We start from the raw sequence: 12262 nt of genomic DNA, 5'->3' as shown, positions 1-12262 counted from the left end.
ACGCGTCAACGTCCTGTGGGCCCTCATCCGCGACCGACGGTGCTATCAAGTCACACCACCAGTCACCAGCGCAGCTTGACAACAGCATTAGGAAGCCTCGTTCGAGGCGGGTGCGCGCCGCCGCCCAGAGGCGGCTCAGACCCGGCCTGGACAGGAAGGCCAGCGCCTCGGGGGCGAGGGGTGGCTCGTCAGCCGCTCCCGGGTGCGTCGTACCGTCGCGCTCGCCCACCGCGCTCGGGTCCGTCGAACTGTCGCGCTCGCCCACCGCACTCGGGTCCGTCGAACCGTCGCGCTCCCCCACCGCACTCGGGTCCGTCGAACCGTCGCGCTCGCCCACCGCACTCGGGTCCGTCATACCGACACCAGCCTCCGCTGCCGCCCGTTCCACGTGTAGTGCAGCGTCGCCACGCCCCGCACATGTGGGTCTCGCAGGCACTCGTAGATGTGCAGCGACGGTACGTCGGGCCAGTTGCCGACCAGACGTTCGCTGGTGAGCACGAAGTCGAGGTCCAGTTCGACCAGGATGCGGCCGAGGCGTGCGTGGGTGGGTTCGTCGACCTTGGCGAAGGCGTCGTCCAGGAGGATGAGGCGGGGTGCGTGCGGGGCCGACTCGGCGAGGCTCGTGAAGTGGGCCGCCGACGCGGCGAAGAGGACCAGGTAGGAGAGCACGCGTTGCTCACCCTGGCTCATGCCCGTGCGACCGGAGAGCTTGCGGCGGCTCCCCGGTGCCGCGTCGTTCACCACCCAGGGCGTGAAGGTGAACCAGTCGCGGTAGTCGAGGGCCGTACGCAGGTGGGACGCGTAGCCCGCGGCCGGGTCGGCGCGGCGGGCGTCCTCGATACGGCGCTGGAGGACGTCGCGGAGCTGTTCGGACTGCTCACGGGTGCGCAGGCCGGAAGGGCTTCGCAACAGGTCCACGGCCGCCTTGACGTCCGCTTCCACGCCGTCGGCCAGTTTCCAGTCGAGGGTGACGCCCAGACCGTGCGACGTGCGGACCGTGGACAGGGTGGCGTTGAGCCCGGCCACCAAGGCGCTCGCGGCCAGGACCTGGGAGGAGAGGTGGTCGCCCAGTTCTCCGGTCAAAAAGCGCTGGAAGACCTCCCGCTCGCGTTCGGTCAGCCGGTCCCGGGCCTCGGCCGCCTGGGCCGCGATGCGCGCGCCGACCAGGGCGATGTCATGCGGGCCGTGGTCGTCGACGAGTCGGCAGAGCTTGATGCCGTCGTGTTCCTCGATCGTCGCGTCGTAGCCGCCGGAGAGCTGGTCGCGCAGATCCGTGTGACGGTTCAGGAGTGTGGTGTCCGAGACGTCGCGGCGTTCGGCGTCCAGCCGGTGGCGTACGGCATCGACCAGCAGGCGCAGTGCCCGGGTGCGCTCCCTGGCGTCGGCGTGGATCGGGTCCGGGGACTTCAGATCCTCTACGTCAGGATCCTCTCCGTCGTGATCGTCCTCGCCGTGATCGTCCTGGCCGTGATCGTCCTGGCCGTGATCGTCCTCGTCGGCTGCGAGGCCGGCTCCCTTCAGCACACCGGGCAGCGCCAGGGCTGCCCGCAGGCGCCTGCCGCGCTCCAGCGCCGCCGCCTCCAGGGTGACCAGCGCGTCGCGCCGCCCCTTCTCGTCCTCCTCCGCGCGCACCCGCTCATCGTGCAGGTCGGTCATGTCCTGCCGTACGCGCGGGAGTTGGCGACCCACGGCGTCCAGGCGGCGCTGTGCCTCGGCCTCGCGGGCGATGATCTCCTGCTCCGTCGCACCCAGCGCCTCCTCCAGGGCCTGGACCGTACGGCGAGCGGTGTCCAGACGGTCGAGCGCCCCGGTGTAGTCGGACTCGGCATCCCGGCGGGCGGCCGAGGCCCGCTCGTATTCCGTACGGCCGGCCCCGTGGCCGTCGGCGGTCTTCGCCACCGCACGGATCCGTCGCCGTAGTTGTTCCGTGCCCTGGCCCAGCCCTCTGAGCGCGAGACGGACCGTGTCGAGTGCCGTCGGATCGGCCGGAAGGCCGTGGGCACTGGCCGTCGCCTCGGTTTCCCTCCTGGCGGCGACGGCGCGGGTGCGAGCCTGCTCCGCCTCGCGGGTAGCCGCCGCGGCCTGCCCGTGGAGGGAGTCCGCGGCGCGCTCCGCCTCGGCGGTACGGGCCCACGCGTCGGTCAGCCCACGTGCCGCTGGCGGGCGGCGCAGCGCGTCGGCGACCTGGTCCCGGTGGTCGGTCAGCACGCGCAGGCCGTGCTCGCTCCGCGTCGACTCGTCCTCCACCACGGCCAGTTGCCGGTCCAGTTCGGCCAGCGTGCGGCGACGGGTCTCCGCACGCACCTCCGCGCCGACGTACTCGGCGGCCGGCTTGGCGTGCCGGCCGCGCGCGATGCCGAGCTTCCAGGAACCGTCGGTGCCGAGGACGGTGTGGGGCCCATCCGCCGAACCGGAGTACCCGGCCCTGTCCCCGACCAGAGCCACCGCCTCCAGCACCCGCCGAACCTGCTCCACCCCCACCCCGCTGTCCGGCGCGGCGACCGGACGCAGCGCCCGCGCGAGCGTCGGCTCGGCCGCAGGTGTTCCCGGGATCAGAAGGGTGTCCCTGGTGCCCGGGTCCAGGACCGTGCCGTCGGCGTGGACCCAGGCGTCGAGCAGGCCGCTCGCCTCCAGCGCGGCCTCCAGACCGGCCCGCGCCTCGGGCGCCAGGCCGTCTGCGAAGTCCACCAGGCGGTACAGAGGCGCCCCGGTGCCGGGTGCGCGGGAAGCTGCGCGGTGGGGTGGGGGCGGCGGCTCGGGGTCGGTACGGCGTTCCCACTCCTCGCGCTCGCCGCGGAGGCGGTCCCGTTCGGCGGTCAGTTCGCGGAGGGTCACGGCCAGGGCGACGCGCTGCTCGCTCAGCTCCGCCAGCCACGGGTCGACAGTCGAACGGGCCGCGTCGGCCACGTCGTCAGGGGTCCGGGCGGGGAGCGGACCGTCCGCCGGGTCGTGGGCGACCAGGGCGTCCGCAGCGTCCAGCGTCAGCCCGGTGAGGCTCCGCAACCGCTCCGTCCAGGCGCGGGCCGAGTCGGCGTACGTCTCTCCCTCACGCGCCGCTTCCTGTCGGCGCCGCTCCACCCGGGAGCGCGCGTGATCCGTCTGTTCCTCCAGACGCTCACGGGCGGCATCGGCCTCCCGCGCCTCCCGCTGGGCTCGCTCCGACTTCGCGATGAGCCCGCAGAGTTCGGTGACGGACCGAGAGCGGTTCCTGATCACCGGTTGCGCGGCGTCGAGCCGGGCGTCCCACGCTCGCAGGGCACTCGCGCACGCCTCGGTGTCCACCGCCGGCACCTGACTGTGCCGTACGAGGTGGAAGTCGCCCTCCGGAGAGGTCAGTTCGGCTGTCGTCGCGGGCGCCGCCGACGCGGCTTCGGCCGCCACGGGATCCCCCAGGTGCACTGGGTCGAGCCCGGACCGCTCCGCCTCCCGTACCAAATCCCCGTGTGCCGTGCTCAGTTCGACCAGTTCATCACCGAGTCTCCCGGCCTCGGCGATGAGGCGCCGGCCCGCCTCCTCCTGGTTGGTGTGGGCCTGGCGCAGGGACTTGAATGCGGTGGCGGCCGCGCTGTGCAGAGCGGTGACGGTGGCTCGTTTCTCCGCGAGTTCCTGCAGGCCGCGGTATCCGGCACTGGCGTGCAGTGCTGCCAGGTCCGTCTCCGCGTCCGCCTGCTCGCCCTCCAGTGTCTCGACCCGGGCGCCGAGTTCCGCCTCGCGCCCACGGAGCGCCTCCGACCTCGTTGCCGCGTCACCCGCGGCCTTGCGGTACCGCGCGAGTTGCTCCAGTTCGTCGGCCGCCTCGCCCGCGCGGCGGCGCAGCGCCCCGTGCAGATAGCCGCGGTAGTCGGTGAGGAAGGTGCGCAGCGCCTGGTCCGTCCGCTCCAGGCGTCCGAGGTCGGCCCGTACGGCGTCGAGGTCGTCGAGGTTACGGGCCACCTTGTCGACGATCTCGTCGTCGAGGGCGGGCAAGGTCTCGGCGAGAACCGAGACCAGACCGCCCGAGTCGATGCGGTCGCCGATCGTGGGGCGGCGCAGCCGGTGGAGGAGGTGGAGCAGATTGCGGTAGCGGGCGGGGTCCGTCAGGCCGAACAGTTCACGGGCGACCCGGGCCCGGTGCTCCACGGCCCGGTCGGTGACGTTCTCCGGGCCGACGAGCGACTTGAGCTGGTCGACGGGGAGCGGCTGGCCGGCGGGGGTGAGGTGCAGCTCCTCGCCGACTCGGAGCGGGGTGGTGAAGAAGAACGGTTTGGCCGTCCTGGTCGACTGGGACGCGCGGACGGCCGCGCCGAGGGTGAGGTACTGGTGGGTGCCGTCCTCGTCGGTGCGCGCGAACTCCACCCACAGGTAGCCCAGCCGGTTGGTCCGCTCGAAGCCGTCGAGCAGCAACCACAGAAGGGTGGTGCGCCCGGTTCCGGTGGCGTCCAGGGCACGGGCGTCGCCGTCGAGCAGGTACGGCAGCAGCATCTCCAGGGCCTTGGACTTGCCGGCGCCGTTCTTGCCGCGCAGCAGCAGCCGGCCCTCGCCGAAGGCGAACTCCTGCTCGTCGTACTGCCAGACGTTGCGGATGCCGGCGCGGTGCAGGCGGTAGCGGTGCGGGGACGGCGGACTGTTCACCGGGGCGGCTCCTGGGAGAGGTCGTCCGTCGGGGACGCCGGGGATCCCGGGGACGCCGGGGATCCCGGGGACGCCGGGGATCCCGGGGACGCTGGGGACACCGGGGACTGGTCGTCGGTACGTGACTTGACCACCACGGTGGTGGCGTAGCGGGCACTGGCGGCGAGCAGGATCCAGCCGTCCTTCGTACGGCCCTGGCCGCGGGCCCCCGAGACATCGGTGACGGCGCGGCCGTCGGCCGCCGACTCCTCCTGCCCCTCGGACACGCCGTGTCCGTCCGCGCGCACGGGTCCTACGGGCGCCAGCAGGCGCATCCGGACGAGGAGGTCGAGGACGGCGGCGAGGAACCCGGCCCGGTCCTCCAGATGGCCACGCTGCCAACTGCTGCGCTTGCCGTACTCGTCGATGAGTTCGTCGAGCAGCTCGGGCAGCAGCCCGTCCGGCACGGGTACGCCGATGACGAGCCGCCCGCCGGTCGCGGGGTGGCCGGCGTCCTCAGGGCGCAGTCGGGCCACCAGCCGCTCCACGAGGAGCAGCGCGGCTTGGGCCACAGTGCCGGTGCCGGGCAGGTGCAGGTCGGTGAGGTCGCCCTCCGGGTCGACGAGGGCGATGCCCTCGGCGCGGATCTCGGCCTCCAGGCCGAGCAGTTCGGAGAACGCCTGGGCCTCGCGCCGTTGCCGGGTGCGCAGCCATTCGCGCTCGGCGTCCGTGAGGTCGTCGAGATGGACGACGGGGGTTTCGACGAGACGCCTGCGGACGTAGGTGCGTGGCCCGCCGAATCCGGCGTCGGCGGACCGGCGTACGAGGTCGGCGCCGTCGCGGCTCTGGGCGAGCGGCCCGGCGACGACGGCCCGCGCGATCTCGCGATCCACGGTCAGCAGCGCCTCCCCGGCCCGCTCCTCGGCGACGGCGGAGACCTGGCCCTCGGTCTCCACCAGGACGCCCCAGTCGACAAGTTGCCGTAGCGCGGCGGCGAGCGTGCGCCGCTCGGCCTGCCGGCCGGTGTCGGCGAGCTCGATTCCGGCGTCGACTGCCGCTGCCCGCAGATCGGAGACGAGCTGGGAGAGCAGGAGCTGTTCCGGTGCGGTGACGAGAACGGAGAGGGCGAGGGCCAGATAGGAGTACGTACGGGGAGTGAACGGTGTCCCGGTGGAGGGCCGTTCCAGACGGTGCCCCGAGCCGGGCCCGAGACCGGCCTTGAACAGCCGGGCGTACGAGGCCTCCACCAACAGGCGGTAGCCGAACACCTGCTGGAAGCGCTGGGCGAGCCAGTCGGCGTGCCGGCGGACCAGCGGGAAGGTGTCGCTGTGCGGTCCGGTGCTGGTGACCAGGGGGTGGGCGAGCAGCAGCCGTGCGGCGGCGCGGCGCTCGGCCGCGAGCGCGACGTCGTGTGCGGAGGGCAGGGCCATCAGGCGCTCGCCTCCCCGGACCTCTGCCGGGGCACGTCCCGTACGGCATCCGCCCCTGCCAGACTCTCGACGGCGAGGGTGAGGTCGTCGACCGTCAGGTCGCCGTCGACGGAGCGCAGGACCGTATGCCGACCGAGGGTGCGCCGAGCGGTCAGCCGCACGCCGAGATCAGCGTCCCCCGCGTGCGCGCCGTCGAGCAGGAAGTCAGCGGTGTCCTTGCGCAGTTGGGCGTTGCCGAGGGCGGTGGTGAGAAGCTCCAGCAGCAGCCGCATGGCCGGTGCGCCGAGTCTGACCTGATGGAAGCTGCCGGAGGCGCTGAGCAGTTCGTCGGCCGCGGCCTGCCGTTCCTCGGCCTGTTGCCGGGCCTGCTCGACAAGGCGGCGCCTCTGCTCGGAGTGGTCCTCCGCGGCAGCGGCCCGCCCGCGGGGAGCTCTGCTGCCGCGCTCGCGCAGCGCCACCGGCACATCCACCACAGGCCCGGTCCACCAGCTCACATACGCCGGTACGGACCGGTCCGGGTCCGGCGCCACTCCCAGGTGCCGTGCGCCATGGAGCCCGAACGCGGCGACCGCGATGTCATGGGCCTCCTCCGGTTCCGCCGCGTCGAACCAGGCGGCCAGCCGCAGCAGGTCCTTGCGGCGGGACATCTCTCCGGAGGCGGAGCGCAGCATCCGCTTGGCGTTGGCGAGGAGTGACTGCAGGGCGCGGAGGGTGGCGTCCCGGAGCTGGTCCACCTGACTGCCGTGCGCGTGTCCGCCGGTGTCGGTGAACCAGTCGCGCAGCCCCTCCCAGTCTGAGAGGTCCCGTCCGCGGCTGCGCTGCACCCGCGTCTCGGGCAGCCCGTCGGCGAGCGTCCCGATGCCCGCCGCCTGCGCGTCGATCCGGGCGAGCAGCGCGGGCAGGTGTGGCCACACGGCGTCCAGGTGCGTGGCGATGCGCGGGGCCCGGAAGGAGATGTCCTCAGTGATCGCCTCCACGTAGTCGAGCAGTAGTTCCTTGAACCCCTGGTACTCGGCACCGTCGAGGTCGTAGCGCGCGAGCACCTGGCCCAGATACGCGTAGAAGTCCCGTACGGACTCGGCGAATTCGGCGAACTGTACGAAGAGGGTGCTGATCCGCTCCAGCGCCTGCTGCGGATCCGCACCGCCCGGCACGCCGACCATGGCCGCGATCTCGCGGAGACCCCGGTCGACGAGGGTGAGCAACTCGCTGCTGACCTCACGCGCGGCGTCCGCCCCGGCCAGCACCTCGTCCGCGTGGCGCTGCACCCGCTCTCCCAGCTTGGACAGCTGGTAGCGGGACCGGGAACGCTGGTATTCGGCGATGCTCGTCGCTGTGACCGTGTGCGTGCTCCGCAGCAGATTGCCCCACCGGACGAGCTGTTCGAGTCGGACGGTGAGTGTCTCCGCGTCGAGCGCCGCCCCGGGGCCGCCCGGATCACCCGGATCACCCGCCCGCGCCAGCTTGGCGAGCACGTCCGGAACGGCCAGGTCCGCGAGCAGCGTGCCGCAGAACACCCGCATCACCGCGACGTAATCCAGGCGCTCGGGTGCGCTGAGGTAGGCGTAGGCGCTGAGCCGCTGCCAGACCGCGGGGTCGCGCCCCCGGTCGTGCCGATCCTCGTTCGCTTCCTCGTACAGTCCGTCCCCCTCCATACCGACGAGCGTACGGATCGGGGCTGACACTCGAGACCCGGTCGGGAAGTTCGACGCCTCTCCCGTCGCCGCCCTGACCACCAACGCCATGACCATCGCCCATGGGCACCCGCTCTGCGAGCGCCGGGCAGCACCATCATCCACTCCGATCACAGCGTGTGGTTCGGGTCCTGGGCACTCGACTACCGGTTCGCGCACAAGCGGTGTTCGCCTGCCTCCGCCTCCAACCGAGCCGTCATCCCGGAAGAACGCCAGATACTGCGCCCGCGCGACCTCCTCCTTCATCTTCCCGCAAGACGCCGCCCGCGACGAGCAGTTCGTCCGCCACGTCGATGAATCGGGGCGGCAGCACCCGTCTCCCCTGTTCGAACGCCGCGATCGTGGACGCCGAGTACCTGCTCCCCGACGCCCCGAAGTCCGCCCGCTCCAGCCCCGCCCCGCTCACCTCTAACGCCCGCACCGACCGACGCCCAAGCTGGAACCCCACGGCTACCACACCGCCAACCTCGAAAATTCACCCACACAAGTGCTCACCATCGGTACCGGCTCAGCCGGCCGAGTGGACCGATTCGGCCTTGAGGCGGCCATGCGATCGAGCCGAACTGCTGCTCACACGCACGTGGTTGATAGATTTGCGTGAGCGACGGGCGGCAGCCATTGCACGGCTCGCCGAAGCACGACTGGGGACGGGACGGGACGGGGTACCGAATTGGCCTGGGAAGAGTGGGAGAGGGCCAAGGCTGCGGCGTCGGAGGGCCAGGCCGCGCGGATGCGGCTGAATCAGGCCGGGCCGGCAGGTGCTGGTGACTCGGATCTCGTGGTGCACCAGGACGACCTCGGGGCCGTCGGCACGAGGCGTTCATCCTCCACGGCGAGCTGAAGAAGAAGGCCGACGTCGTCGGTGCGGGCGTGGACAAGCACGGATCCGGGTCCACCATGCAGGCGGCCGCCGCGCTCAAGAGCCACAACCTCGGGCTCGGTGCGGAACTGGAGTCGACTGTCGAGATCTGGACCTCGCAGGTGAAGCACGTCCTGCAGGCCTGCGCGCACATCTCCAACCACCTCGACTTCAGCAAGAAGCCGCATGCGCAGGAGGACGCCAGGATCGGCGCCGAAATACGGGGCCGTACCGGACCGTTGCCCGTCTCAGCGCTGAACGACTACTTCAAGTAGGTAGTGGCGGAATGGGAGATTTCTCGTACTCGGACCTCATGGCGCTGGACCTCACCAAGCTGGGCACGGCCGCGTCCGACTGGAGAACGATGGCCGGCGATCTGGCCAAGCTCACGACCGACGTACGGGACGGCTTGACGAAGAAGTCCGACACAGCCCGTTGGAAGGGCGCCAACGCCAGCGTGACCAAGGACTTCGTGCGCAAGACGGCCAAGGAGTTCACCGACCTCCAGACAGAGGCCGAAAGCATCGCCAACGTCCTCGCAGACGCCCACGCCGAACTGACGCGGTACCAGAAGCAGGCGCAGAGCCTCACCGACTCGGCACGCAAGGGCGACCCGGCCCACAACCCGCCGGACCCCGGTCTCCTCGTCTTCGACGGCCCGGGCGGCGCGGTTCGCGTCTCGGAGGCGATGTGCACGCCCGAGGGCCCCCGACCAGCGGACCAAGGACCGGATCCAGTGGTACGCGGACACGCTGACCGGAATCGTCCAGCACGCCGCCGAGGTCGACGCGGCGGCGGCACGCGCGCTGCGCAAGAGTCACGGCAACGACCCTCACAACGCGGGCCATGCCAAATACACCTCCCTCGACGAGGAACAACTACCGCGCGCGAAGGAACTGGCCGCGCTCGGAGGGGACACGAGCCCGAAGCAGCGGGCCGAACTGGCGCGCCTGTGGGAGTCCCTGAGCCCCGAGGCACGGGCACAGCTCTGGCTGGCGCAGAAGGACGACCTAGTGGCAGCAGGGATTCTGAGCCCCTCCATGCCGCAGATCGCGCCGGACGCGGGCTCGGGAAAGCACGGGTCCGAGTCACCGGGCTTCGACGAGTGGGCCACCAAGCAGAAGATGGAGCTGCTGACAGAGGGCGCCGACTGGAAGGGCATGACGGACGCGCCCCGTCACATGGCCCACTACCTGGGAAACAGCGGCAGCCCCATGAACCTGCCCGTGGACAAGATGATGACGGACGTCCCCACCTTCAGAACGTACGTCGACGACATCGTCCGACTGAACCAGGACGACTGGCGCAAGCACGCCCTCGCGGAGTTCGAGAAGAACGGAGGGAAGCCGGTCGCCTTCCCGGTCGAGGCGAAGCAGCCCGAGGGCTTCTACTTCACTCAGCAGGCCGATCCCAACTGGTTCTACGCGGTGGGCGGCGCCAATACCAACGTCACCGGCGTGGTGACGGCCGTTCCGGATGTGAATGGCGAGCCTGAGATCAGCATCGACTACCAGGCAAACGTCTGGGACCGCTACAACTGGGACGAGGGCAAGGACGTCAACGTCGGCCCGCAGGACATCCCCGACGGAGAGATGGCCAAGCTGCACCGGGTAGGCCTCTCCCAGGAGTTCGACATGTCGGGCAGCAGCAGCGTCCAGCACTACGATCTCGGCTCCTCGGAGCCCAACGACGACCCGCTACCGGGTCCCGACGACAGCAGGGACGAACGCTTGAATCCCGGCCGAGAGCAACAGCAGGACCGTACGACCGGCAGGGCGGCGGAGAGGGCGGACGGCCGATGAACGACGTCTACGCGTACCGGGCCCCCGAGGAGGGCGGTGGCGGCGGCAACGGCGGTCGTGGCGGCCGCCGCTGGTGGCTCATCGCAGGCGTGACCGTCGGCGTGCTCGCCCTCTCGGGCGCCGTGACCGCAGGAGGGTGGCTCCTCGCCGACCAGGGCGGCGACGGCGACGGCGCCGACGACCGTGTGGCGGAACAGGCGGCGGACGCGAGGTGGGCCGAGGGGATCTCGTCGGAGTGGATGAGCGAGCAGATGGGCCTTGACGTCCCGGTCACGGCCCGGTCCCCCCAGGCCGCGTACGAGGTCACCTCCCGCTTCGACACGGGCCTCCTCACCTTCACGCTGACGAGGTCCGAGGCGGAGACCTACCTGGAGGAGCATCCCCCGGAGGGCAAGTGGCTGGAGCCCTCCTCCGCGCAGGCCGACGTCACTCCCCATGACTTCGCCCACCTCGGACTCCCGGAACCGGAGACGTTCAAGGACGGCATGCGCTACGGCTACGTCTGCCCCGACGCCGCCAAGGCCACCGAGGATCCCGGCGCCTCCGGCACCCCTGACAACCCGTTCGGCATGTCCGACGCGTACGACACGTCCGACGAGCGCTGCGTCCGTCTGTACGCACACGAGTACGCGCCGAAGCGCACCCGCATCTACCTCCGCGCCCATTTCGAACCTGGCAACAGCCCTCTCCCAGCGACCCCGTCCTCGTCGGCATCGGCATCGACATCGGCACGCTGAAGACCTCGTCCGATCAGGCGGCCGAGTGGGCCGGTTCAGCCGTGCGGAGGCCACGGCGTTCCCGGCAGTCCCGGCACAGGGCGTGCGGGTCGGACGAGCGGAAGCCGCGGTCGCAGCCGTCGCAGTTGATCATCTGCAGCGGCCGCGGTGGGCGCGTCACCGTTGCCGTACCAGCGGGACCCGTCGGCAGCGGTGGTGGGAGAAGGGTTGTCAGGCGGTATCCGAGGAGGCTCGCCGGGCAGCGGATGGGGACCGCCTCGGACGGGAGGCCCGCAGTGAGCGTGCGCGTGATCTGGTCCGGCGTCGCGGCACGGGCGAGCCAGGTCTCGACAGCGGGCGCGAGCCGCTGAACGTCCCGTTCGGACAGCAACAGCCGGGCGTCGGCGAGGCGTAGACGCGCGAGCAGGTCGGCCGCCGGTCCGGTGGGCACGGCGACGGGTTCGGGCGCAGCACGCCTCGTACGTACGGAAGCCGGCGACGAGTCAGGCCGCGAGCCCGCCGCCTCGCCCGGGACAGCCACCGGTCCCACAGCTGGACGAGGCTCGGGCTCATCCCGTGCGGCAGAGGCCTGGACAGGGGCGGCAGCCTCCAGACCGCCGCCCCGCATCGAAGCTCGTACGACCAGCCCCGGGTGATCGAGGAAGAACGTGCGCGTGGCAATACGCCCGTCCCCGAGCGGTACGCGGCGGCGCACGAGATACCCGGCGTTCTCCAGTTCCCGCAACGCCTTGCCGATCGTCACCTCGCCCTCCCGGAAGCGCAGGGTCAACGCCTTGATGCTGACCGAGGCGCCATCCGGGAGGGACTGGATGTGGACGCCGATGCCGATAGCCGTGGCGGAGAGGCTGGGGTGTTGGGCGAGGTGGTTGCCGACGACGGTGTAGCGCTCGGTGTGGCGGTGCCGTACGTGGAGGACTCCGGCGCGGGGCGCGTCCGGCGGGAGTTCCGGAGGCGCGGGCGGCGAGTGCTCGGGCGACGGGTACGCGGGCACGGCCGCGTTAGACTGCGGGTCAGCCATGGGGAAGGTGATGTCTTCCTGTGTGGTCAGGCCCTCGCCGGGATTGCAGTCCTGCCGGGGGCCGTTCTCTGTTTGCGGTTGTGTGCGGCGACCGTACCCCTTTCTTTTTTAAACCCCTACCCCTCCCCCCCA

Annotated in this window: 7 protein-coding genes and 1 pseudogene; 3 read left to right on the top strand and 5 right to left on the bottom strand. The window is 71.4% G+C overall.

Annotated elements, in window-relative coordinates:
* Window positions 1-351: 351 nt before the first annotated feature.
* The 4 genes and pseudogenes from P1P70_RS30315 to P1P70_RS30300 all read right to left on the bottom strand — a co-directional run.
* Window positions 352-4611, bottom strand: a complete 4260-nt coding sequence (locus tag P1P70_RS30315; RefSeq protein WP_319243390.1) for a TIGR02680 family protein — start codon at window positions 4609-4611, stop codon at window positions 352-354.
* A complete protein-coding gene (locus P1P70_RS30310) occupies window positions 4608-6020 on the bottom strand; it encodes a TIGR02678 family protein (RefSeq protein ID WP_319243389.1) in 1413 nt (470 codons plus the stop codon). Before P1P70_RS30310 ends, P1P70_RS30315 begins: the two co-directional genes overlap by 4 nt.
* Complete coding sequence (locus tag P1P70_RS30305) at window positions 6020-7675, bottom strand: TIGR02677 family protein (RefSeq protein WP_319243391.1); 1656 nt, start codon at window positions 7673-7675, stop codon at window positions 6020-6022. Before P1P70_RS30305 ends, P1P70_RS30310 begins: the two co-directional genes overlap by 1 nt.
* 206 nt (window positions 7676-7881) lie before the next feature.
* Window positions 7882-8189 (bottom strand): annotated as a pseudogene (locus P1P70_RS30300) (transcriptional regulator); the annotation flags it as partial.
* Window positions 8190-8584: 395 nt separating this feature from the next.
* On the opposite strand from P1P70_RS30300, the gene P1P70_RS30295 reads away from it, so the two are divergent.
* The 3 genes from P1P70_RS30295 (at window position 8585) to P1P70_RS30285 (ending at window position 11112) form a co-directional block, all read left to right on the top strand.
* Window positions 8585-8848, top strand: a complete 264-nt coding sequence (locus tag P1P70_RS30295) for a hypothetical protein (protein ID WP_319243386.1) — start codon at window positions 8585-8587, stop codon at window positions 8846-8848.
* Between the two features lie 738 nt (window positions 8849-9586).
* On the top strand, window positions 9587-10375 hold the full coding sequence (locus P1P70_RS30290) for a hypothetical protein (RefSeq protein ID WP_319243383.1): 789 nt from the start codon (window positions 9587-9589) through the stop codon (window positions 10373-10375).
* A complete protein-coding gene (locus P1P70_RS30285; RefSeq protein ID WP_319243381.1) occupies window positions 10372-11112 on the top strand; it encodes a hypothetical protein in 741 nt (246 codons plus the stop codon). Before P1P70_RS30290 ends, P1P70_RS30285 begins: the two co-directional genes overlap by 4 nt.
* Before the next feature lie 13 nt (window positions 11113-11125).
* Here P1P70_RS30285 and P1P70_RS30280 read toward each other — a convergent pair whose 3' ends face one another.
* Complete coding sequence (locus tag P1P70_RS30280; RefSeq protein WP_319243379.1) at window positions 11126-12130, bottom strand: hypothetical protein; 1005 nt, start codon at window positions 12128-12130, stop codon at window positions 11126-11128.
* Between the last annotated feature and the right edge of the window lie 132 nt (window positions 12131-12262).

This window comes from Streptomyces sp. MB09-02B (assembly GCF_033794485.1).
GTDB lineage: Bacteria > Actinomycetota > Actinomycetes > Streptomycetales > Streptomycetaceae > Streptomyces.
The sequence above is the reverse complement of the archived record's forward strand: the minus strand, read 5'-3'. Positions and strand labels throughout refer to the sequence as shown.